This window comes from Amycolatopsis mongoliensis (assembly GCF_030285665.1).
Classification (GTDB): Bacteria; Actinomycetota; Actinomycetes; order Mycobacteriales; family Pseudonocardiaceae; genus Amycolatopsis; species Amycolatopsis mongoliensis.
This window is the reverse complement of sequence record NZ_CP127295.1, coordinates 8,655,690-8,676,438: the sequence shown is the minus strand read 5'-3', so window position 1 is coordinate 8,676,438 and position 20,749 is coordinate 8,655,690. Positions and strand designations below refer to the sequence as shown.

25 protein-coding genes are annotated in these 20,749 nt (G+C 71.5%); 14 read left to right on the top strand and 11 right to left on the bottom strand.

Annotation, left to right across the window (positions count from 1 at the left end; all coding sequences use genetic code 11):
- Positions 1-79: 79 nt before the first annotated feature.
- Complete coding sequence (locus QRX60_RS41660; RefSeq protein ID WP_285996967.1) at positions 80-898, top strand: alpha/beta fold hydrolase; 819 nt, start codon at positions 80-82, stop codon at positions 896-898.
- Positions 899-973: 75 nt separating this feature from the next.
- Here the strand turns inward: QRX60_RS41660 and QRX60_RS41655 are convergent, their stop codons facing one another.
- The 3 genes from QRX60_RS41655 to hybE form a co-directional block, all read right to left on the bottom strand.
- The gene (locus tag QRX60_RS41655) at positions 974-2,398 is read right to left on the bottom strand and encodes a Gmad2 immunoglobulin-like domain-containing protein (protein ID WP_285996966.1); all 1,425 of its coding nucleotides are present in this window, start codon (positions 2,396-2,398) and stop codon (positions 974-976) included.
- Between the two features lies 1 nt (position 2,399).
- Positions 2,400-2,831 carry a nitroreductase family deazaflavin-dependent oxidoreductase gene (locus tag QRX60_RS41650; RefSeq protein ID WP_285996965.1) on the bottom strand — a complete coding sequence of 144 codons (432 nt, stop codon included), beginning with the start codon at positions 2,829-2,831 and terminating at the stop codon, positions 2,400-2,402.
- Between the two features lie 100 nt (positions 2,832-2,931).
- Complete coding sequence (hybE, locus tag QRX60_RS41645) at positions 2,932-3,324, bottom strand: [NiFe]-hydrogenase assembly chaperone HybE (RefSeq protein WP_285996964.1); 393 nt, start codon at positions 3,322-3,324, stop codon at positions 2,932-2,934.
- A gap of 68 nt (positions 3,325-3,392) precedes the next feature.
- Between hybE and QRX60_RS41640 the strand changes: the two genes are divergently transcribed.
- Genes QRX60_RS41640 through QRX60_RS41620 form a run of 5 tightly spaced genes read left to right on the top strand, consistent with a single transcriptional unit; the run spans position 3,393 to position 8,230 of the window.
- Positions 3,393-4,616 (top strand): hydrogenase small subunit, encoded by a 1,224-nt coding sequence (locus QRX60_RS41640; RefSeq protein WP_285996963.1) that lies wholly within the window; start codon positions 3,393-3,395, stop codon positions 4,614-4,616.
- A 3-nt stretch (positions 4,617-4,619) separates the two neighbouring features.
- Positions 4,620-6,329: a nickel-dependent hydrogenase large subunit gene (locus QRX60_RS41635; protein WP_285996962.1), complete on the top strand. Its 1,710-nt coding sequence runs from the start codon at positions 4,620-4,622 to the stop codon at positions 6,327-6,329.
- Positions 6,326-7,009, top strand: coding sequence for a Ni/Fe-hydrogenase, b-type cytochrome subunit (cybH, locus tag QRX60_RS41630; protein WP_285996961.1), 684 nt, complete (start codon positions 6,326-6,328; stop codon positions 7,007-7,009). The genes QRX60_RS41635 and cybH overlap by 4 nt, the downstream gene beginning before the upstream one ends.
- Positions 7,006-7,554 (top strand): hydrogenase maturation protease, encoded by a 549-nt coding sequence (locus QRX60_RS41625; protein WP_285996960.1) that lies wholly within the window; start codon positions 7,006-7,008, stop codon positions 7,552-7,554. Before cybH ends, QRX60_RS41625 begins: the two co-directional genes overlap by 4 nt.
- A 1-nt stretch (position 7,555) precedes the next feature.
- Positions 7,556-8,230, top strand: a complete 675-nt coding sequence (locus tag QRX60_RS41620; protein ID WP_285996959.1) for a hypothetical protein — start codon at positions 7,556-7,558, stop codon at positions 8,228-8,230.
- Positions 8,231-8,253: 23 nt separating this feature from the next.
- On the opposite strand, the gene QRX60_RS41615 is transcribed toward QRX60_RS41620, so the two are convergent.
- From QRX60_RS41615 to QRX60_RS41590, 6 genes are read right to left on the bottom strand one after another with little or no spacing between them, the layout of a single operon-like run.
- Complete coding sequence (locus QRX60_RS41615) at positions 8,254-8,973, bottom strand: hypothetical protein (protein WP_285996958.1); 720 nt, start codon at positions 8,971-8,973, stop codon at positions 8,254-8,256.
- A 54-nt stretch (positions 8,974-9,027) separates the two neighbouring features.
- Positions 9,028-9,984, bottom strand: a complete 957-nt coding sequence (locus QRX60_RS41610) for a carbamate kinase (protein ID WP_285996957.1) — start codon at positions 9,982-9,984, stop codon at positions 9,028-9,030.
- A gap of 3 nt (positions 9,985-9,987) precedes the next feature.
- Complete coding sequence (argF, locus tag QRX60_RS41605) at positions 9,988-10,989, bottom strand: ornithine carbamoyltransferase (protein ID WP_285996956.1); 1,002 nt, start codon at positions 10,987-10,989, stop codon at positions 9,988-9,990.
- Between the two features lie 11 nt (positions 10,990-11,000).
- A complete protein-coding gene (locus QRX60_RS41600; protein ID WP_285996955.1) occupies positions 11,001-12,221 on the bottom strand; it encodes an arginine deiminase in 1,221 nt (406 codons plus the stop codon).
- The gene (locus tag QRX60_RS41595) at positions 12,218-13,660 is read right to left on the bottom strand and encodes an APC family permease (RefSeq protein ID WP_285996954.1); all 1,443 of its coding nucleotides are present in this window, start codon (positions 13,658-13,660) and stop codon (positions 12,218-12,220) included. Before QRX60_RS41595 ends, QRX60_RS41600 begins: the two co-directional genes overlap by 4 nt.
- 56 nt (positions 13,661-13,716) lie before the next feature.
- Entirely contained in the window at positions 13,717-14,187 is a 471-nt protein-coding gene (locus tag QRX60_RS41590; RefSeq protein WP_285996953.1) for a GyrI-like domain-containing protein, read from the bottom strand.
- A 212-nt stretch (positions 14,188-14,399) separates the two neighbouring features.
- On the opposite strand from QRX60_RS41590, the gene QRX60_RS41585 reads away from it, so the two are divergent.
- The 7 genes from QRX60_RS41585 (at position 14,400) to QRX60_RS41555 (ending at position 18,688) form a co-directional block, all read left to right on the top strand.
- A complete protein-coding gene (locus QRX60_RS41585) occupies positions 14,400-15,314 on the top strand; it encodes a universal stress protein (RefSeq protein ID WP_285996952.1) in 915 nt (304 codons plus the stop codon).
- A 52-nt stretch (positions 15,315-15,366) separates the two neighbouring features.
- A complete protein-coding gene (locus tag QRX60_RS41580; protein WP_285996951.1) occupies positions 15,367-16,242 on the top strand; it encodes a slipin family protein in 876 nt (291 codons plus the stop codon).
- Between the two features lie 32 nt (positions 16,243-16,274).
- Entirely contained in the window at positions 16,275-16,433 is a 159-nt protein-coding gene (locus QRX60_RS41575) for a DUF6307 family protein (protein ID WP_285996950.1), read from the top strand.
- Between the two features lie 7 nt (positions 16,434-16,440).
- Complete coding sequence (locus QRX60_RS41570; protein WP_285996949.1) at positions 16,441-16,926, top strand: DUF5994 family protein; 486 nt, start codon at positions 16,441-16,443, stop codon at positions 16,924-16,926.
- Positions 16,927-16,948: 22 nt separating this feature from the next.
- Positions 16,949-18,016: a fatty acid desaturase family protein gene (locus tag QRX60_RS41565; RefSeq protein WP_285996948.1), complete on the top strand. Its 1,068-nt coding sequence runs from the start codon at positions 16,949-16,951 to the stop codon at positions 18,014-18,016.
- Between the two features lie 52 nt (positions 18,017-18,068).
- Positions 18,069-18,227, top strand: a complete 159-nt coding sequence (locus QRX60_RS41560; protein ID WP_286003885.1) for a hypothetical protein — start codon at positions 18,069-18,071, stop codon at positions 18,225-18,227.
- Between the two features lie 74 nt (positions 18,228-18,301).
- A complete protein-coding gene (locus QRX60_RS41555) occupies positions 18,302-18,688 on the top strand; it encodes a hypothetical protein (RefSeq protein WP_285996947.1) in 387 nt (128 codons plus the stop codon).
- A gap of 27 nt (positions 18,689-18,715) precedes the next feature.
- Here the strand turns inward: QRX60_RS41555 and QRX60_RS41550 are convergent, their stop codons facing one another.
- On the bottom strand, positions 18,716-19,168 hold the full coding sequence (locus tag QRX60_RS41550; protein WP_285996946.1) for a hypothetical protein: 453 nt from the start codon (positions 19,166-19,168) through the stop codon (positions 18,716-18,718).
- Between the two features lie 383 nt (positions 19,169-19,551).
- Here QRX60_RS41550 and QRX60_RS41545 point away from each other — a divergent pair, with 383 nt between their 5' ends.
- The gene (locus QRX60_RS41545) at positions 19,552-19,833 is read left to right on the top strand and encodes a hypothetical protein (protein ID WP_285996945.1); all 282 of its coding nucleotides are present in this window, start codon (positions 19,552-19,554) and stop codon (positions 19,831-19,833) included.
- Here the strand turns inward: QRX60_RS41545 and QRX60_RS41540 are convergent.
- Complete coding sequence (locus QRX60_RS41540) at positions 19,830-20,132, bottom strand: hypothetical protein (protein ID WP_285996944.1); 303 nt, start codon at positions 20,130-20,132, stop codon at positions 19,830-19,832. The two genes, QRX60_RS41545 and QRX60_RS41540, sit on opposite strands and share 4 nt — an antisense overlap.
- Positions 20,133-20,749: the final 617 nt, after the last annotated feature.

Sequence of the window (20,749 nt, the reverse complement as noted above, 5' to 3'; positions counted from 1 at the left end):
CGGGCGGGGGAGCACGGTGGGGGTGGATCACCGGGACTGCGGAACGGGGCTGGTCAGCGTGGGGAAGAGCAATTCGGGAATGCGCTGGCGCACCACTCTCGTGGCCGGGCGCTCCGCGCACTACGGGGTGGGCGGTGACGGACCGCCGGTGCTGTTCCTGCACGGCTGGGGCATCGCGGACCGGGCGTTCGGGAAGGCGCTCGAGGCGCTCACGGCCGCCGGGCTGCGGGTGTACGCACCCGCGTTGCCCGGCTTCGGCGGGACCGCGGAACTTCCCCGTACCGAACACAGCCTGCACGGTTACGCGCGCTGGGTCGCCGCGTTCGTGGCAGGCCTCGAACTGACCGAGCCGGTGACGCTGGTCGGGTACTCCTTCGGTGGCGGGGTGGCCATCCGGACCGCCCACGACTCGCCCGAACTGGTGCGCCGGCTGATCCTGGTCAACTCGATCGGCGGTTCGGCGTGGACGGACGGGCGCGGCGCGCTCAAGGCGCTCGCCGAGCGGCCGCTGTGGGACTGGGGCCTGCACCTGCAGGTCGATCTGCTGCCGACCCGGCAGGCCACCCGCGTGCTGCCGGTGGTGCTGCGCGACCTCGTGCCGAACGTGCTGCGGGCCCCGGGCGCCATCTGGCGGGTCGCGCACCTGGCCCGGACCGCCGACCTGACATCGGAGCTGGCGGAGCTGAACCGGCGCCGGCTGCCGGTGGTCGTCGTGTGGAGCAAGCAGGACAACGTGATCCCGGAGGCCACGCTGCGCTCGCTGCGCACCAGCCTGGGCGACCCGCGGACGGTGACCGTGCCCGGCGGCCACACCTGGCTGCTGGCCCAGCCGGCGCGGTTCGGCGAGGTCATCACGAACATCCTGACCTTCGCCGAAGACCCGCCCGGCGCGGCGTGATCCCGGTGTAGTGAATGACTCATTCCTGTCGTCTTACGCCAGGAATGAGTCATTCACTGCGTTCGAGGGTCGCGCTCAGCCGTGGTAGAGGCCGAACGGCGTCACCTCGGTCGCCCCGCCGGGGCCGGTCGCCAGGACACCGAGGTGGCCCAGGAGCGGCTCGTCCGCGTAGGCCCAGGTGAAGGTGTACACGTCCCCGGCCCGGGTGGCCGTGCCCAGGACCCGCTTCAGCGGCGCGGTCCCGGTGCCGGCCGGGGTCAGGGTGACCTCGACCCGGTCCGCCCCGGTCGCCTTCGCCGTGAAGGTGATCGATCCGGCGCCGTCGGGCAGCCGCAGCCAGCCGTCCACCAGCTGCAGCGCGGGGTTCCACGAGGTCAGCTCGACGGCCGGGGTCGCGGTCCGGCCCGCGAAGCCGACGCGGACCGAGGTCGCGCGGATGACCGTGCCGTCGGCCGCGGACAGCTCGGTGAAGACCACCCAGCCGTGGTTGCCCGCCGGTGCGGTGAAGGGGACGTCGCCGGCGAAGGGACGCAGCTGGTCGCCGCCGCCGACCACGGAGCCGCGGCCCAGCTCGGCCGGTCCGTTCGCGCGGTCTTCGACCACTCGCACGGTGACGACGCCTTCGAAGGCGAGCGCCCGGCCGCTCACGTGCAGCGGTGACGCGATCGCGGCCGCCGTGGCCGGCACGTCGACGCGGATGGTGCCGGTCGTCGTGCCGGTGACCGACCAGGCCGTTCCGCTCCGCCGCAGGGACACCACGGTGGCGATCTGCGGCACCGGCTTCCCTTCGGGCGACCGGGCGTAGAACGTGGCTTCGGCGCGTCCGGTACCGGTGCGGGCGAACGGGCCGTCGGCCGGGTTCGTCATGCCGGCGATCCCGGTGAGGAACTGCCGCGCCGCGGCCATCGCGGGCTTGACGTCGCTCTCGTCGCCGATCGGCGGGAAGCGCTGCAGCCACTCGTAGAACGCCGTGACGTTCCCGTCGAACGAGTACACAGTGGACTTGACGGTGGCGAACTGCCCGAGCGTCGCGTCCAGCTCGGCCAGCAGCGCCGCGCTGCCGAAGCTCGACGTCGCGTTCGGGATCAGCTGCCGGAAGTCCCGGAAGTCGGCGTGCGCCACGCCGTTGGCCACCCGGACGCTCTTCAGCTTGCCCGCGGTCGCCGGGCCGAACATCGAGAAGTAGCCCTGCCCGCGTTCGGCGGCGGTGGGGCCGCCGAGCAGCTGCGCGACCGCCGCCGTGGCGACCGCGTCCGTCTTCGGCACCGTGCGCCGGACCGGTTCGACCCGGGCCGGGTCGTCGGCCTGCCCGCGGTGGAAGAAGACCTCGACGGTCGTCACCGGGGCCGAGGGCGCCGTGGTGGTGGCCGGGGCGCCCGGCGGCCCGGCCGGGGTGGCCGGGCGGTCCCGGAGCACCCCGATCACGAGCGCGCCGACGACCACGAGCACGCCGGCGAGCGCGCCGATCATGGTCCACATCCGCCGGCGGTCGCGGAGCATGTCACGCCTCCCGGTCGATCGTCAGCTTCAGGTATTCGGTGATGCCGAACCGGCACCAGGCCTGGGCGTACCTCGGGGAAACCTGGGTGAACGCGGCGTCGGCGTCGACGACGTGGGGGTCGGTGACCACGTAGGTGACCCCCGCGGACCGCAGGGTGGCCGTTCCCGCCTTGAGAACGTTCCGCAGCCAGTCGACCCCGGTGCCGTAGGGGAGCGGCACGATGAAGCCGTCCGGGACGCGGCCGGCGACGACGGGCGTCGTGTACCGGCGGCCCGTGCGGCGCCCGACGTGCTCGATCGCCGACGCGTACCAGTGCTTGCGCCCGGCCAGGACCAGCATCACCGGGTTGAGGACGTGCTTGTTGAACTGCCTGACGACATCCTTCACCGAGCGGGGCTTCTGCGCCGGCCGCACGGGTTCCTTCGTGGACATTTCTGCCCTCCTCCGCGAACTCTCCCCCGCGGGTCGATTCCACGCCCGCGCGGCGGTGGTCACTAGGGCACAAGGTCTCGGGAAGCGGGCCGGAGGACCATCAGGCCCGGGCCGCCCGGACGGCCAGGCGGAACGGCTCGACCCAGGACCGGGCCAGGTCGCGGGCCTGGGCCATGCCGCGCAGGGCGGCCGTTTCGGTGGGGAGGGTGACCGAGCGGACGGTGCCCAGGCCGGCCACCTCGAGCCGGTACACCGGGCGCGGCCGCCCGGCGATCTCGAGCACTGAGGGGAATACGTCGTCCGGCGGGAACGCGAGACCGGTGATCGTCCACGGGGTGAGCACGACCATCGTCGGCACGCCCGCGACGACGGCGGCGCCGAGGACGTCGACCGTGAGCCGCGGGTTGGCGACGGGGTCGCCGCGGAACTTCTCCCGGCTGATCCGGTCGAACGCGCGGCGCACCTGGTCGGTGAGACCGTCGAGGGGGTCCACGGCCCGAGTGTGACCCCGCTGGTGCGCCGGGGGCAAGGTGACTTTAGGCCCTAGCCGCCGCCGAGGTCGTGAAGCACCATCGAGCGCGCCGCCAGGACACCGGCGCCGGCGGCTTGGCGGAGGTGGCGATGACTCCCGGCCGCAGCGAAAGCACCCAACCCGGGCCCGGCGTGCCGGCCGCCGCCGACCACCGCCCGCTGCCGGCGCGTCTGGCCGAAGCGGGGATCGGGCGGCGCCGGTTCCTGACGTTCTGCGCGGCGATGGCGACGACGCTGGCGCTGCCGGAGCGGTTCGCGCCCCGGGTCGCCGAAGCGTTGTCCACTGTGGAACGACCGGTGGTGGTGTGGCTCGAGTTCCAGGACTGCGCGGGCGACACCGAGGCGTTCCTGCGCTCGCGCAACCCCTCGACCGCGGATCTCCTCCTCGGGATGATCTCGCTGAACTACCACGAGACCCTGATGGCGGCGGCCGGCACCGCGGCCGAGAAGGCGCGCGACGACGCGGTCGCCCGGGGCGGGCACCTGGTCGTCGTCGAAGGGTCGGTGCCCACCGGCATCCCCGGCGCCTGCACGATCGGCGGCCGCTCGGCCGAGGACCTGCTGCGCAGCGCCGTGCGCGGCGCGGCGGGCGTCATCAACGTGGGCACCTGCTCGGCGTTCGGCGGGATCCCGGCCGCCGGGCCGAACCCGACCGGTGCGGTGCGGGTGGAAGACGTCGTCAGCGGGGTCCCGGTGATCAACCTGTCGGGGTGCCCGGTGAACGCCGACAACCTGACCGCCACGATCGTGCACTACCTGACGTTCGGCGAGTTCCCGGCCGCGGACGACCTGGGCCGGCCGCTGTTCGCCTACGGGGAGCGCATCCACGACACCTGTCCCCGCCGCGGGCACTTCGACGCCGGGCAGTTCGCCGAGGAGTGGGGCGACGAAGGGCACCGGAAGGGCTGGTGCCTCTACAAGCTGGGCTGCAAGGGCCCGAGCACGTTCCACAACTGCCCGAGCGTGCGCTACAACGACGGCACGTCGTGGCCGATCGCCGCCGGCCACGGCTGCGTCGGCTGTTCGGAGCCGGGCTTCTGGGACGCGATGACGCCGTTCTACGAGCGGCTCCCGGACGTCCAGGCGGTCGGCGGCGACTTCACGGTCGACGAGATCGGCCTGACCGTCGTCGGTGCGACCGCCGCCGGGTTCGCGCTGCACGGCGTCGGCAAGGTCGTCCAGCACAAGCTCCTCGCGATCCGGGAGGCGCGGAAGACCCCGGAACCCGAGCCCGCCGACCGAGAGGACGGGTGACCCATGGCCCGGCTGGTCATCGACCCCGTCACCCGGATCGAGGGACATCTGCGCGTCGAAGTCACGGTGGACGGCGGAGTCGTCAAGGACGCCTACTCGTCTTCGACCATGTGGCGCGGCATCGAGACCATCCTCGCCGGGCGTGACCCGCGCGACGCGTGGCTGTTCGCGCAACGCATCTGCGGGGTCTGCACCACCGTGCACGCGCTGGCTTCGGTGCGCGCGGTCGAGGACGCGGTCGGGGCCGTGCCCCCGCCGAACGCGCGCCTGCTGCGCCAGCTCATCGCGGCGGCGCAGTTCCTGCACGACCACGTCGTGCACTTCTACCACCTGCACGCGCTGGACTGGATCGACCCCACCGCAGCGTTGCGGGCCGATCCCGCCAAGACCGCTTCGGTCGCGCAGTCCCTTTCGGACTACCCGCGGGCGACGACCGCGCTGTTCGCGTCGGTGCGCGACCGGCTCAAGGGATTCCTCGCCAGTGGGAACATCGGGCCCTTCACCAACGGCTACTGGGGGCACCCGGCCTACCGCCTCCCGCCGGAGGTCGACCTGCTCGCCTTCAGCCACTACCTCGACGCGCTGGAGTTCCAGCGCGACTACGTCCGCATCCACGCGTTGCTCGGCGGCAAGAACCCGCACCCGCAGACCTACCTCGTCGGCGGGATGGCCTCGCCGGTCGACCCGGCGAGCCAGGACGCGATCAACGACAACACGCTGCAGCAGCTCGCCCAGCTCGTGCAGCGGGGCGTCGACTTCATCGAGCAGGTCTACCTGCCCGACCTCTACGCGATCGCCCAGGCCTACCCCGAGTGGACCACCTACGGGCGGGGGATCGGTTCGTACCTCGTCTTCGGCGACTACACGCCGTCGGCGCCGGCCAAGGGACAGCCACCGCAGGGCGGCCTGTTCCCCGGCGGCGTGCTGGTGGACGGGAAACCCGAGCCGTTCGTCCGGGACAAGGTCTCCGAGTCCGCGTTCCACTCCTGGTACCGCTACGACGACGCGAAGGCCTCCCTCCCGCCGTGGCAGGGCAGCACCACGCCGGACTACACCGGCCCGCAGCCCCCGTTCGACCAGCTCGACGTCGCAGGCAAGTACTCGTGGCTCAAGGCCCCGCGCTACGACGGGCGGGCGATGGAGGTCGGCCCGCTCGCGCGCATGCTCGTCGGCTACACCGCCGGTGACGCCCGCATCAAGCCGCTCGTCCAAGGCGCCCTGGACCGGCTGAAGCTGCCCGCGTCGGCGCTGATGTCGACGCTCGGGCGGGTGCTGGCCCGCGGTCTGGAGACCCAGCTGATGGCCCGGTATTCGCTGGAGCTGGTGAACCGGCTGCGCGACAACATCGCCGGCGGCGACCTGACGATCGCCGACAACACCAAGTGGGACCCGGCTTCCTGGCCCGACGGAAAGTCCTTCGGTGTCGGCTTCCACGAGGCACCAAGGGGTTCGCTCTCGCACTGGGTGGTCATCGAGGACGGGCGCATCCGCAACTACCAGGCCGTCGTGCCCAGCACCTGGAACGCGAGCCCGCGCGACGACCGGGGCAACCCGGGTCCGTACGAGGCGTCCCTGGTCGGCACCCCGGTGGCCGATCCGGCCCGGCCGCTGGAGATCCTGCGCACGCTGCACTCGTTCGACCCGTGCATGGCGTGCGCGGCGCACGTCTACGACGCCGACGGCGAAGCCGTGGCGAAGGTGCTCGTGCAATGACGGCCTCGGCGCGGGAAACCGCCCCGGAACCGGCGCTGGTCCGGGTCCGGGTCTGGGACCTGCCGGTCCGGGTCATCCACTGGCTGCTGGTGCTCGCGCTGGCCGTGCTGAGCGTGACCGGCTACCTCATCGGAAACCCGATCCTGGCCCTGCCCGCGAGTGCGGGGTGGGTCGCCTGGGTGAAGATCGTCCACAAGTTCGCGGCGTACGGCTTCATCGCCCTGATCCTCGCCCGGGTGGCGTGGATGTTCCTGTCCCCCAACCGGTGGTCGCGCTGGACGGAGTGGATCCCGACCACCCGCGAGCGCTTCCGCCAGATCATCCCGTCGGTGCGCTTCTACACCTTCCTCGAACGCGACGCCCCGCCGGTGGTCGGGCACAACCCGCTCGCCGGGATGACGTACACGGTGCTGTACCTGATGTTCGGCGTGGAGATCGTGACCGGGGTCGTGCTGTGGGGCGTGGAGGGCAACGGCTGGGCCGCGTTCCTCACCGGCTGGCTCACCCCGCTGTTCGCGCTGTCGACGATCCGGTTCACCCACCACCTGATCATGTGGCTCACCTGGGGCTTCATGGTCCACCACCTCTACAGCGGGCTGCTGGTCGACCGCGTCGAGGGCTCCGGCCTGATGACGTCGATCTTCTCCGGCTACAAGTTCCTGCCCGGTGACCGCAGATGACGGCCCCCGCCCCGGTGCTCGTGCTGGGCATCGGCAACGAACTGCTCGGCGACGACGGCGTGGGCGTGGTCGCCGCCCGCAGGCTGGCGCCGCTGCTCCCGCCCGGCGTGGAGGTGCTGGACGGCAGCACGCTGGGACTCCTGCTGACCCCGCTGCTGGCGGACCGCGCCGCGGTGCTCGTGCTCGACGCCGTGTCGGAGCGCCACGGCCCGCCGGGCTCGATCGTGCTCCTGCGGGACGCCGAGATCCGCCGGGGCCACGGAATGCGCGCCACCGCCCACGACGTGGGGCTCGTGGACGCGTTGTCCGCGGTGGAGCTGATGGGCCGCGCACCACGGCACCTCGCGCTCGCCGGGCTGGTGACCGAGGCGCCCGTGTGCCGGTTCGGGCTCGGCCCGGTGGCCCGCGACCGCCTGCCGGACGTGCTCGGCACCGCGTGCGAGGTGCTCCGTGGCTGGGGCGTGCCGGGAATCCGGCACCGGCCCGGGGCGAAAGGCTCTCGACCGGGGGCCCTCGCGCCTTCCGGAAACGCGTTCGAGGTGTGACGTGCTGACCAGAGCGACCGGTTTTCTCACCTATGCCACCTCGATCCTGCTCGTGTTCTCCGGTCTCGCGTCCTTCCCGTTCTACGCGCTCGTCATCTGGGCGATCATGAGCACGATGATCGGCCTGGTCGTCTGGCAGCAGGTCGACGAGGCCCCCGAGACGGCCCGGATCCGGACGCTGGGCCGGACGGCGTCGCAGGTGGCTGTGGCCGCCTCCCTGGCGTTGTTCCTCGTGGGGGTGCTGGTCGCCGAAACCGTGTCGGTGTTCGGGTTCGTGAGCGGTGCCGGGATCCTGGGAGTACTGGCCCTGGCCGGCTACCGCTGCGCGCCGCGAGCACGCCGGCCCCGGCGTGCGGGCGACCCGCCCGCCACCGCCGGGGACCGCGGCGACCCGAGACCGGCCGTGCAGTCCCCGGCGGCCCTCCCGGACCTGGACGTCGAGGAGCTCTGCTGGGCGTGGCGGCGCAGCTATTCCCAGCTGCAGGTCGTCCGGGACAGCGGCACCCGCGAACAGCTGGTGCTGGTCCGGCGGGCCTGCCTGGACGAGCTGGAAAGACGGGACCCGGCGGGCTTCCGCCGCTGGCTGGCCAGTGGCGCGCGGGCGGGCAGCGACCCCAGCCGGTTCATCCGGGACGGTCGCGGTCTCGTCGACCCGGGAGCCGATGACGCGGGCTGAGGCGGCCGGCCCGCGCTCCGGGATCAGGCGGACAGCGTCAGCCCCCGGTCCCGGATCCGGTCCCAGGCCGACACCGGAACGGTGACCATGACCAGCAGTTCGTCGATGCTGGAGAAGCCGGCCTCCTGCCGGGCGAGGTCGATGTCCTCGGCCGCCGGGAGGGGGATCTCGCACACCTGCGCGATGGTCGCGGCCGGTGCGCTGTTGAGGTCGACGAGGCCGCCGTCGTCATAGCTGCGGGCGAGGTCGGGGCGGCCGATCCGCAGTTCCCGGGCCAGCAGGGGATCGGACTCGGCCAGCTTGCGCGCGGTGTTCCGCCGTTCCCGTGCGGCGAGAGCCTGCGCGATCACCGGTTCCGGCACGACGACGTCGGTCCGGGCGACCCGGCGCCGCACCAGCCACTGGTGCACGCAAGCGACCGGGATCAGCGTCAGCCAGCCCAGGAAGGCCACGGTCGGCAGGACGGTGCCGGCGGTCCCGACCGGATTGCCCTGCGCGTCGGACGGTGCGACGACGAAGCACCCGAAGATCGCCACGATCGCCGCGGCGTAGGCGGCGGAGGCCCACCTCAGGCGGGCGCTGCCGAGCACCACGGCCGCGTGGAAGAACGGCACCCACGCGGCCAGCCCGGCGGTGAGGATCGTCAGCGGGAGGTACCACCAGCCAGCCGGCAACGACCCGGTCTTCGCCGGTGCCGGCCGCGTGTTCCGGATGCCGCCCGAAGGGGAACCGCTGCCCGCCATGTCGCCCTCCCACCCCCTGTCCGTGGGTTTCAGGCTGCCTCGGGGCGCGGCCGGTCAGCTAGGGGACAAGGTAACTTCGGGGCGGGGATGGGCGGCCTTCGCGCCGGGCCGGATGACCGTGCCCTCGGTGCCGCGCAGCATCGCGGCGGGGGAGCCGAGCGAGCCGATGGCGGCGACGTTGCCGGTGAGTTCGACGAAGCGGCACGCCGCGTCGACCTTGGGGCCCATCGAGCCGGCCGGGAACTGCCGGGCTCGTAGTTGCGCGGGGGTGGTTTCGCGGATGGCGGCGGCTTGCGGGGTGCCGTAGTGGTCGACGACCGCCGGCACGTCGGTGAGCAGCAGCAGGGCATCGGCGTCGAGGGCTTCGGCGAGCAGGGCCGCCGTCTGGTCCTTGTCGACGACGGCTTCGACGCCGCGCAGCCGGCCGGTGTGTTCGTCGCGCACGACCGGGACACCGCCGCCGCCGGCGCAGACCACGATCGCCCCGGACTCGACGAGGGTGCGGATCACCCGGGTTTCCACGACGCGCTGCGGGCGGGGTGACGGGACCACCCGGCGCCAGTTGGGGCCGTCCCGGCGCACGGCCCAGCCGCGTTCGGCGGCGAGTGCGGCGGCTCGTTCTTGCGGGTAGACGGGGCCGACGAACTTGGTGGGGGCGGCGAACGCGGGATCGGCGACGGAGACGAGCGTCTGCGTCATCAGGGTGGCGACCGGCCGGCCGGGCACGACGTTCTGCAGGGCTTGGCCGAGCAGGTAGCCGATCATGCCCTGGGTCTGCGCGCCGAGGACGTCGAGGGGGTACGGGCGGGTCAGGGCGGGGTCTGCGGCGCTTTCGAGGGCGAGCATGCCGACCTGGGGGCCGTTGCCGTGGGTGAGCACGACTTCGTGTTCGGTGGTGAGCTCGGCGATCGCCTCGGCGGCGGCGACCACGTTCACCTGCTGCAGGTCCGCGTCCGGGCGTTCGCCGCGGCGCAGCAGGGCGTTGCCGCCCAGGGCGACCAGGATCCGCACGGCTCAGCTGCCCAGGGTCGCGACGAGGATCGCCTTGATGGTGTGCATCCGGTTCTCCGCCTGCTCGAACACCAGCGAAGCCGGGGATTCGAAGACCTCGTCGGTGACCTCGACGCCGTCGAGACCGAATTCGCGGAAGGCTTCGGCGCCGACCTCGGTGTCGCGGTCGTGCAGGGCGGGCAGGCAGTGCAGGAACCGGACGCCGGGATTGCCGGTGGCCTTCATCGTCTTCGCCGTGACCTGGTAGGGCGCGAGCAGTTCGACCCGCTCGTGCCAGGTCCCGGCGGCCTCGCCCATGGACACCCAGACGTCGGTGTAGAGGAAGTCCGCGCCCGCGACGGCCTCGTCGACGTTGTCGGTGACGGTGATCCGGGCGCCACTGGCCGCACCCTCGCGCAGGCAGGCCGCCAGGTGCTCCTCGGCCGGCCAGAGCGCGCGCGGGCCGGCCAGCCGGACGTCCATGCCCAGCTTGGCGCCCATCGCGAGCAGGGAGCTCGCGACATTGTTGCGCGTGTCGCCGAGATAGCAGAACGCGATGTCCGGCAGGGGTTTGGTGCTGTGCTCGCGCATGGTGAAGACGTCGCACAGCGACTGGGTCGGGTGACAGGTGTCGGTGAGTCCGTTGTAGACGGGCACGCCGGCGAACTGCGCGAGCTGTTCGACGGTGCGCTGGGCGTGGCCGCGGTACTCGATCCCGTCGTACATCCGGCCGAGCACGCGGGCGGTGTCGCGGGCGGATTCCTTGTGCCCCAGGTGGGTGTCCTGGGGGCCGAGGTAGGTCGTGGTGGCGCCTTCTTCGGCCGTGGCGACCTCGAACGCGCACCGGGTCCGGGTGGAGGACTTCTCGAAGATGAGCGCCAGGTGCTTGCCGGCCAGCCGGTCGCGCGTGATCCCGGCGTAGGCGGCGGACTTGAGCTGGGCCGACAGGTCGAGCAGGAAGACGAGTTCTTCCCGGGTGAAGTCCAGTTCGGTCAGGTAGCTGCGGTTGCGCAGGTTGAAGGCCATGTCGGATCCGTTCAGCTCGGGTCGCGGTCGATCGGGCAGGTCATGCAGCGCGGGCCGCCGCGGCCGCGGCCCAGTTCGCTGCCGGCGATGGTCACGACTTCGATGCCGTGCTTGCGCAGCATGGTGTTGGTGGCGACGTTGCGCTCGTAGCCGAGGACGACCCCCGGGGCGACGGCGAGGTAGTTCGTGCCGTCGTCCCACTGCTCGCGCTCGGCGGCCCGGATGTCCTCGTCGGTGCTGAGCACCGTGACCTCGGGGACCTTCAGGAGTTCGGCGAGGGTGTGCCACAGGTCGCGGTTCGCGTGCACGCGCAGGGTGCCGGGTTCTTCGCCGGCGGTGACGGTCCAGCTGCGGGCGCTGCGGTCGAAGTAGGGGTAGACGACGAAGGTGGCGCGGTCGACCATGCTCATCACCGTGTCCAGGTGCATCGTCGCGTGGGAGCGCGGGAGCTCCACGGCGACGACGGTGTGGGCCTGGCCGGTCGAGAACAACGCCCGGGAGAGGATCTCCACGGCCATGGGCGTGGTGCGCTCGCCCATGCCGATGAGGACGGCGCCGTCGCCGAGGACGTGCACGTCGCCGCCTTCGATGGTGGCCGGCTGGTGGCTGACGTCGTCGTCACCGTAGTAGGTGAGGAACCCGGCGCCGGCGAACATCGGGTGGTGGCGGTAGATGGCCCGGGTGTGCAGTGATTCCCGCTGTCGCGCGGGCTTCGCCATCGGGTTGACCGACACCCCGCCGTACACCCAGCAGGAGTCGTCGCGCTGGAACAGGTGGTTCGGCAGGGGCGGGAGCACGAAGTCGTCGGCGGCGAGGGTTTCCCACCGCAGGCTGTGCGTGCGCAGCGGCCGGAGGTCGGCCTTGAGCACGCCGCCCACCAGGTACTCGGCGAGGCTGTCGCCGTCGAGGTCGTCGAACAGCGCGCGCAGCGGCGCGACCAGCGCGGGCCCGAGGATCTCGGGCGTGCACACCCGGTCCAGCACGAAGGCCCGGCCCTCGGGCAGCGCGAGTGTTTCGGCCAGCAGCCGGCCGTAGTAGTGCACGCGGACGCCCTTGTCCCGCAGGGCTTCGGCGAACGCGTCGTGCTCCTGCTTCGCCTGCTTGGCCCACAGGACGTCGTCGAAGAGCAGTTCGCCGATGTTGCGCGGGGTGAGCCGGGTCAGCTCGAGCCCCGGCCGGTGCACGATGGCCTGGTTCAGCCGGCCGACCTCCGAATGCACGGCGAAGGTCATGGCTGCTCCGGGGGCAGGAAGTACGGGCTGTCGGCGGGGTAGCGGATGGGCGGGACGGGTGTTTCGCCATATTCCTTGCGCTGGGACTTCATCCAGACGTAGACCGGGATGCCGAGGAAGAACACGAACACGCCGTAGTACACGGCCTGGTACCCGCTGCCGGCCAGGGCCCAGAAGGTGAAGACCAGCGCGAAGGCGGTCACGACCAGGTCGCGGACCAGGTGGGGCCAGTTCAGCGCGCGGCCCTGGACGATGAGCCAGTAGAGGTGCGCTGCGGCGGAGTACAGGTAGGGGATCACCGCGGTGAACACGCCGAGCAGCACCACGTTGGTGAACACGGCCTCGAAGCTCCAGTAGCCGAACGCGGTGAGCACCGACGCCAGCACGGTGGCGGCCACGATGCCGAACACCGGGATCTCCTTCTTGCTCAGCTTGGCGAACTGGGTCGGGAACAGCCGGTCGCGGGCCGCGGCCATCGGCATCTCGGCGCAGATCAGCGTCCAGCCGTTCAGGCAGCCGAGGCCGGACACGATCGCCACCACGGCCATGGCCTGCCCGGCCCAGCTCGCCCCGAAGATGGCGGTGGCGGAATCGGAGAACGGCGAGGTGGAGTCCACCAGCGTCTGGCGGCCGACCGTGCCGAACACCGTGACGGTCCCCAGGATGTACACCAGGGCACAGACCAGGGTGCCGAGCACGGTCGCCCGGGACACGTTGCGCTGCGGGTCGCGGACGCGTCCGGCGGCGACCGAGGCGGTCTCGAGGCCGATGTAGCTGAACAGCGCGATCGCGGCTGCCGCGGAGAGGGCACCGAGCCAGGACAGCCCGCTGGGGTTGAACGAACCGAGATTGCTCGTCTTGACGAAGAACAGCCCGATCGTGGCCATGAACACCAGCGGCACGAACTTGAGGACCGTGGTGACGAGCTGGAACCACGCGAGGTTGCGGATCCCGGAGATGTTCACGGCGGCCGGCAGCCACAGCCCGACCAGGGCGATGACGATCGACCACCACGGGTTGTGGCTCTTGTTGACGAACACTTCGACGTAGCCGACCCACGCGACCGCGATGCCGGCGTTGCCGACCCAGGCGGTCAGCCAGTACGACCACGCGGTGACGAAACCGCCGAAGTCGCCGAAGGCGTCCCGGGCGTACAAGTAGGGCCCGCCCGAGCCCGGCACTCGTTTGTTGAGCCACCCGAACACCAGCGCCAAGGCCAGTGCGCCGAGCGTGACCAGCACGAAGGCCAGCAGGCTCGACATGCCATAGGGGGCCAGTGACGACGGCAGGGCGAACACGCCCGTGCCGATGACCGACCCCACCACCAGCGCCGTCGCGGTCGGCAGGCCGAACCGGTGGGTGAACTCCTTGCCGCGAGCCGGGTCCGGGCCGCCCGAGGGGGCGTCTTCCGCGTGCTCGGCGTGCTCCTGTACTGCCATCGTCGTCCGATCTGCCGGTCGGTCCGTGCCGGACGTCGACGGCGGCTGGCTGTGGTTCAGTGGATCCGGTAGGGCTGCACGACCTCGGTGCGCCAGGTGCTCGGATCGGGGTGCTCCGCCGGGGAAGTCAGGTAGACCTCCCAGGCGTCCCCGGCGAGTTCGCCGTCGTGCTCGTGCACCCACGAAGCGAGCGCACCGTAGGCGGACTCCATCGCGTCGTACGGTCCGATGTGGACTGTCGCGGCGACCGGGCCGCCCGGCAGCGTCGACGGACGGACGCCGTCGGCGGCTTCGATGGCGGTGGCGACCGGGAACCCCGCTTCGACGCGGAACCGGCCTTCGGCGACCGGGTGGTAGCGCGCGAACGGGGGTCCGATCGGTGCCTGCCCGTGGGCGGCCAGGGTTTTGGCGACGGTGCCGTACTGCCCGCTGAGCCAAGGCCCGATCTGCGCGACCGGCAGGGTCGCTTCCACGACGGCGGTGGGCTGCTCGTTCCGGTTGTGCAGCTGGATCTCGTGGGTCTGCATGCCGGGAGTTTCCGGCGGGCGCCGGAGCGGGCCTAGAGTCGTCCGTCCCGCCGCGGCGGGACCTTCGGCCCGCTTCGGGTGCCGGACGATCACGGGTGGCCGAGGTCCTGGGCAACGGTGACTTCCGGCCATAGCCGCGACCACGTCCGCGAGCTTGGCTGGGATCACGGTCGCCGGATGACGGCCGTCCGCCTGGACTTCGGGACGAGAGAATGTCGCACAGAGACGGTACCGGTCCACCTCGGCCGATCGTGGCCGGGGTGGACGGGTCGGTCGAGGCCGTGGCGGCGGCCCGCTGGGCGGCGGACGAAGCCGGCCGTCGTGACCTGCCGCTCCGCCTGGTGCACGCGGTGTCCCAGCCGGTTCCGGCCCATTCCGCCGCCGCGCTGCCCGAGGCGTTCTCGGCCGCCCTGGAATCGGATGGGCGCGAGTGGCTCGACGAGGCGCGGGCCGCCGTCCTGGCCCACCGCCCCGGCCTCGCGGTCGAGCTCGACCTGGCGGCCGGTTCGCCGGTCGCCAGCCTGGTCGAGGTGTCCCGCGCCGCCCGGCTGGTCGTCGTGGGGGCCGTCGGGCTGGGCGGCTTTCCCGGGATCCTCGCCGGCTCGACCGCGGTCGCCCTCGTCACCCAGGGGCACTGCCCGGTGGCGGTCGTCCGCGGCCGCTCGGGCTCGGTGTCCTGGCCCGGGCCGGTGGTCGTCGGGGTCGACGACTCGGTGAGCAGCGACCTGGCGATCGCGGCGGGCTTCGAAGAAGCGGCGTCGCGGGGTGCGGACCTCGTCGTGGTGCACGCCTGGCTCTGGTTCACCTCCGACAGCGCCTACGCCCACGCCCGCCGGCACATCGCGGCGCTGGAAGACCTCGAGCTCCGTGAACGGGAGTCGCTGGCCGAGCGGTTGGACCGCGGGCGGCAGAAGCACCCCGGCGTGGCGGTGCGGACGGTCGTGGCTCGCGACCGCGCGGTGCGCTGCCTGCTGGAGTACTCGGCGGACGCGCAGCTGCTGGTCGTCGGAAGCCAGGGGCAAGGAGGCTTTTCGGGAATGGTGCTGGGGCCGGTCAGCCAGGCCCTGCTCTACCACGCGACCTGTCCGCTGCTCGTGGTGCGGCCCGTGGCCGCGGACGCGTCGTGAACCGCCGGAGGAGTTCCGGTGGCAACGTTCCACCTGAGACGGGAGATTCACCATGAACGGCTGGATCATCGGCGCGATCGCCGTGGTCGTCCTGCTCCTGCTGGGCTTGTCGATCAGGATCGTGAAGCAGTACGAGAGAGGTGTGTTGTTCCGGCTGGGCCGGGTCATCGGGGTGCGGGAGCCGGGATTGCGGTTGATCATCCCGATCGTCGACGTCCTGCGGCAGGTGTCGCTGCGGATCGTGACGATGCCGATCCAGTCGCAGGGCATCATCACCCGCGACAACGTCAGCGTGGACGTCTCCGCGGTGGCGTACTTCCGGGTGGTCGACGCGACCAAGTCGGTCGTCGCGATCGAGAACGTGTACGCGGCGATCGACCAGATCGCACAGACGACGCTGCGGAAGGTCGTCGGGCAGCACACGCTGGACGAGACGCTGTCCGAGACGGACGCGATCAACTCCGACATCCGCCAGATCCTCGACGTCACCACGACCGAGTGGGGTGTGGAGGTGACGTTGGTGGAGCTGAAGGACATCCAGCTGCCGGAGTCGATGAAGCGGGCGATGGCGAAGCAGGCCGAGGCCGAGCGGGAGAAGCGAGCCAAGATCATCAACGCGGAGGGCGAGTCGCAGGCCGCCGCGGCGCTCGGCGACGCCTCGGACACGATGATGGCGCACCCGCTGGCGCTGCAGCTGCGGAACCTGCAGAGCCTGGTGGAGATCGGCGTGGACAAGAACACGACGGTCGTGTTCCCCGCGCCGCTGATGAGCACCATCGGTGAGCTCGGGACGTTCCTGGCGCGCGAAGCCGAGTCGGCCTCCGCGGCGGTTCCGGCTCTGCCGGATGCGGCGGTGACGGCCCCGGCGCCGGCTGTTCCCCGGCAGGAGACGCCGGCCAACGGCGGCCCGGTTCCGGCGTCGGCATAGTCGCTCAGCGTGCATCACGAGGAGAGAAGAGGATGGGTATGGAAACCGTTTTTGTGTCCCGTTACGAGCAGCGCGTGAAGCTCGTCGAGGACGTGGTGAAGGACAATTCGTCGTTGTCCGCCGAAGAAGCGCACGCGCTGGCCATCCGGCTGCTGAGGACGCTCGAGGAAATTCCCGAGAAAGTCCGCTGAGGTCGTCATGGGCAACGGCACACTCGCCGAGACGGACCCGCGGCATCGGCTGTCGGTGAAGCCGGCCGGATCCTCCGCCGGTTTCGTGGACGGTGCCTGGTGGCCGCGGACGGCCGGCCTGGCCGCCGAGCTGCCGGACCTCGTCGCCGCGCTGGCCGGCCGGCTGGGGACCGTCGAGCGGGTCACCTACAACCTGGCGGCCTGGGACCCCCCGGGCCGCCGGCTGACCATCGAGGGCCGGGTGGTGCGCCTGGAAGGGTTCCGCTCGCAGCACCCGGACACCGTGACCGTGATCGGGGCGAGCGGCCGGCGCCGGCTCACCCTGCTGACGGTGCCGCCCGGCACCGAACCGGGGACCGCCCGCCAAGTGCTGAGGAGGGCGGCGGAGGCGGGCAACGTCGAGAGCCCCGAGGCACTGCTCGCCGCCGACGGCCTGGCGTCGGCCCGGCAGCGGTGGGAAGCGGAGGGCGGGCGCCTGCGGGCGCCGGTCTGAGAGCACGACAGGAGGTCGAACCATGAACTCCGTATCCGCTTCGACCCGGCGGGGACCGGGTCCGAAACACGGTAGCGACTACGCCGAACTACTGGGCATCGTCAAGGAAGCCGGGCTGATGCGCCGCCGTCCGGTGTACTACGCGGTGAAGGGCAGCCTGACGTTGCTGGTCTTCGCCGGCGCCTGGGTGGTCTTCGCGGTGCTGGGCGACACGTGGTGGCAGCTGTTCACCGCGGCGTTCCTGGCCGTGGCGTACACCCAGATCGCGTTCCTCGGCCACGACGCCGGGCACAAGCAGATCTTCCCCCGCCGCCGGGCGAACGACGCGGTGGGGATCGGGCTGGCCGGGCTGGTCGGGATGAGCTACGGCTGGTGGGTCGGCAAGCACAACCGCCACCACGCCAATCCGAACGTCGAGGGTGCCGATCCCGACATCGACATCGCCGCGCTGGCCTTCACCCCCCGGCAGAGCCGCGCGAAGCAGGGGTTCCTGCGGTGGATGGCGAAGTACCAGGCGTTCCTGTTCTTCCCGCTGCTGCTGCTGGAGGGGCTTGACCTGCACTGGTCGGGCATCAAGGCCGTGTGGCGCGGCGGGTTGAAGGCCCGGTGGGTGGAGGCCACCTTGCTGACGGTCCACATCGTGGCCTACCTGGGCGCGGTGTTCCTGGTCCTTTCGCCCGGCAAGGCGTTCGTGTTCATCGCCGTGCACCAGGGACTGTGGGGCCTCTACATGGGGTGCTCCTTCGCCCCGAACCACAAGGGGATGCTGACGCTGACCAAGGAGAACAAGCTGGACTTCCTGCGCAAGCAGGTGCTGACCTCGCACAACGTCACCGGCCGGCCGTGGGTGGACTTCGCGCTCGGTGGGCTGAACTTCCAGATCGAGCACCACCTGTTCCCCAGCATGCCGCGCCCGACGCTGCGGCGAGCTCAGCCGTTGGTGCAGGCGTTCTGCGTGAGCAGGGGGATCAGCTACAGCGAGGGCGGCCTGCTGATGTCCTACGGCCAGATCCTGCGCTACCTGCACGAGGTCGGCGCGCCCCTGCGGGCCGAAGACGCGCGGAAGAAAGGCCGCGTGAGAAGCCACTGACGCGAGAGCGAACGGTGGACCGGATGTCGTTCTCGTCGACCAGGAGGTCGTTATGATGATTTTGATCGTTGTTCTGCTGGTGCTGTGGCTGATCACGGCCGTCATCGGGTTCGCGTTCAAGGGCCTGGTCTGGCTGGCCATCATCGGCATCGTGCTGTTCGCGGGCACCGCCGTCATCGGGTTCGTCCGCCGCCGGGCTCTTCGCCGTTGAAGGCTCGCCGGCTCTCGTCGCCGAAGTCCCCCGGTGCCGCGGCGGCACGCCTGCCGCGGACGAGAGGAGCGAACGTGTCTTCGCGAGCGCACGACGACGGGAGCTGGCGGCGGAGCACCCTGATCACCCACCACCTGGATCACCCACCGCAGGTCAAGGCCCTCGTCGACGAGCTGTACGCGACGCTGTCCGAGAACGGGAGCCAGGACTACGAAACCCTGATCGAGGCGGAGTACGCGGGTCCCGGTGAGCAGGTCGAGCACTACTCGTTCGGTGACGGCGTGCTCAGCCTGGTCGCCTTGCCCACGCGCGACGCGGGGACGCTGCGGCTGACCCGCCTGGTCTACGGCGGCTGCACCACCCACCAGATCCGGCAGGACCTGGTGGCCCGCGGCCTGGGGTCGCTGGCCATCACCTGGGTGTACCCGCCGGACGCCGCCCTGGCCGGGGACGACGAGTAGGCACCCGGGAGGTGGCGCCGGCCGGGTTCACTCCCGGCCGGGGGCGAGGGATTGGCCACCGGGCAGGGAAGTGGCCGGGACGGAACGGGCCGCGTTCCAGGCCAGCGTCCGCCGGAGCTGCTCGGGGGTGAGGGACGCGCGGCAGGCGATGGTGGCCAGGTTCGCGCGGCGCAGCCCCGGCCGGGTGCTGGCCCGGCCGAGCCTGCCCAGCCAGAGCTGCTCGTCGATCCACGCTTCCCGGCCGCGGTCGCTGAGCAGGTGGAGGTGTTCGGAGCAGCAGACCGTCACCGGGCGCCAGCCGTCGCAGCCCGGGTCGAACTCGTCCACGACGGAGGAGTCCGGCACCAGGGACACGACCACGCGTTCCGGCGCCATCGCCTGCCCGCAGCCGTCGCAGATCCGCGCTCCGCGTGGCGCGGGGATCGTCCCACCGGAGCTTTCCGCCTGCCCGTCGAGAATGTGCCGTCGTACCGTGTGCACCGCCGCCTCCACGTGGGTGAAACGGGGTCCGGGCCCCCTGCCGGGTCCGGGCGTGCCCAGGCTCGAGTCGTCTGGCCGCGACCAGCATGGCAGTTCCGGTGCCGCCGGACGTTGCGTGTTCGTCACGACTTTTCAGGACCGGCGGAACTTCGGAAAACCGCCGCTGTTCGATAGGAACCATTCTCGATTTCCGAAATTCTCCGGAAAATCCTGCCCCGTTCGGCGGCTCCGGCCGCGCGGGCCGGGCTGCCACCCTGAACGGGTCGTCCCGGGCTCGCCCTCCCCCCTCCGCCCGGGGTGACGCACCCAGGGAACTGCTGCCGGCGGTCTGGCCCCCCGCGGGCCGCCGGCAGCACGGTGATCCGAGCGGGACGGTGTCGACGATGGACGCGCACGACGTGATGCTCTGCGAGCGGTGCTGGTACCCGATCAGCCCGAACGGCGACCACGTGGTGCGGGAGTACCGAGACGAGACGCATCCCCTGCTCGCCCCGCTGACCGGGTACTTCCACGTCGAAGACGACCCCGCGTGTCGTGCTGCGCGATCGGCGCGGGTGACGGTGGTGCACGACGTCCGGGCGGTCCCGGTCGTCGTCGACCGGCCGCCGCGCCGGGCCGCCGGGGACGAGCAGGCCGATCGACGGCCGGATCCGGGAAGTCCCTAGGGGTACCGGACTTCGGTGCCGGAGCGAGCCGGCGTACTGCCGCGAGTCTCGGCCCCGGCCGCACGCTGCCGGGTGAGGTCGGCGAAGGAGCCGATGACCGCGGGGCGTTGCTCGATGACCGCGAGGGCGTAGGTGAGCACGAGATGAGCGGTCCGGGCCTGCTGGGCCGCTGCCGCGTCCGCTCCGTCGTGACCCAGGGCCAGGTTGGCTTCCCGGCGCAGCCAGCGATTTCGCTCACGGCGGAGGGCGGCGACCTCCGGCTGCGGGGCGGCAGGTTCGGGAAACGGTCTGTCCGGCATCAGTGAATCTCCTCGAAAACGACTCCGCCGACGATGATAACCGAGCTTTCGGAAATTCGCTTCTCGGTGGATCGGAAAGTGGAGCCGAGATTCTCAGAATGCAAAGATTTTATCGTTGAAATACGACTCAGGTTCGTTTCCGTCGGAAAATTTCGGGCCGGGAAACGCGGTCTTCGTGAGGTGGGATGCGGGGGTGGACGGGCTGCCGCGGCTCCCGGGTGTCTCGCTTCTCGGGCCTGGTTATTCTCGGAAACCGAGAATCTCCGCGGTTCCCGGGGGCGGCCGAGCGGTGCCGGTTCCCCCGGGGGTGGTTGTCCGCTTCGGATGCGGCCGAACGGGTTGCCGGCACTTCGTGTCGGCGGGCCGCGCCGGTGCGGAGCTGGGGAAATGAGCACGTCACCCGGGGCGGAGGACAATTGTGCGCGGCCGGTCGCGGACCGTTCGGCGGCGGCCCCCTTTTCCGGTCGGCGTGGCGGGCTGCCAATTCGGTATTCCTGCCCTATCTTTGCGCGGGCGCGATGGTGATCGGCTCTCGTTCCGGCGTGGCTCGGGTGGCTGATCATCGGTGGCGTCGCTGCACGAAAACCTTAGCTGGTCTAGTATCTAGTTTATCTAGG

Coding starts and splice junctions, on each gene's coding strand:
- QRX60_RS41660 (WP_285996967.1), top strand. CDS start 80: ATGCGCTGGCGCACCACTCTCGTGGCCGGGCGCTCCGCGCACTACGGG.
- QRX60_RS41655 (WP_285996966.1), bottom strand. CDS start 2,398: ATGCTCCGCGACCGCCGGCGGATGTGGACCATGATCGGCGCGCTCGCC.
- QRX60_RS41650 (WP_285996965.1), bottom strand. CDS start 2,831: ATGTCCACGAAGGAACCCGTGCGGCCGGCGCAGAAGCCCCGCTCGGTG.
- QRX60_RS41635 (WP_285996962.1), top strand. CDS start 4,620: ATGGCCCGGCTGGTCATCGACCCCGTCACCCGGATCGAGGGACATCTG.
- cybH (WP_285996961.1), top strand. CDS start 6,326: ATGACGGCCTCGGCGCGGGAAACCGCCCCGGAACCGGCGCTGGTCCGG.
- QRX60_RS41625 (WP_285996960.1), top strand. CDS start 7,006: ATGACGGCCCCCGCCCCGGTGCTCGTGCTGGGCATCGGCAACGAACTG.
- QRX60_RS41615 (WP_285996958.1), bottom strand. CDS start 8,973: ATGGCGGGCAGCGGTTCCCCTTCGGGCGGCATCCGGAACACGCGGCCG.
- argF (WP_285996956.1), bottom strand. CDS start 10,989: ATGGCCTTCAACCTGCGCAACCGCAGCTACCTGACCGAACTGGACTTC.
- QRX60_RS41600 (WP_285996955.1), bottom strand. CDS start 12,221: ATGACCTTCGCCGTGCATTCGGAGGTCGGCCGGCTGAACCAGGCCATC.
- QRX60_RS41595 (WP_285996954.1), bottom strand. CDS start 13,660: ATGGCAGTACAGGAGCACGCCGAGCACGCGGAAGACGCCCCCTCGGGC.
- QRX60_RS41590 (WP_285996953.1), bottom strand. CDS start 14,187: ATGCAGACCCACGAGATCCAGCTGCACAACCGGAACGAGCAGCCCACC.
- QRX60_RS41585 (WP_285996952.1), top strand. CDS start 14,400: ATGTCGCACAGAGACGGTACCGGTCCACCTCGGCCGATCGTGGCCGGG.
- QRX60_RS41580 (WP_285996951.1), top strand. CDS start 15,367: ATGAACGGCTGGATCATCGGCGCGATCGCCGTGGTCGTCCTGCTCCTG.
- QRX60_RS41575 (WP_285996950.1), top strand. CDS start 16,275: ATGGGTATGGAAACCGTTTTTGTGTCCCGTTACGAGCAGCGCGTGAAG.
- QRX60_RS41570 (WP_285996949.1), top strand. CDS start 16,441: ATGGGCAACGGCACACTCGCCGAGACGGACCCGCGGCATCGGCTGTCG.
- QRX60_RS41565 (WP_285996948.1), top strand. CDS start 16,949: ATGAACTCCGTATCCGCTTCGACCCGGCGGGGACCGGGTCCGAAACAC.
- QRX60_RS41560 (WP_286003885.1), top strand. CDS start 18,069: ATGATGATTTTGATCGTTGTTCTGCTGGTGCTGTGGCTGATCACGGCC.
- QRX60_RS41545 (WP_285996945.1), top strand. CDS start 19,552: ATGGACGCGCACGACGTGATGCTCTGCGAGCGGTGCTGGTACCCGATC.
- QRX60_RS41540 (WP_285996944.1), bottom strand. CDS start 20,132: ATGCCGGACAGACCGTTTCCCGAACCTGCCGCCCCGCAGCCGGAGGTC.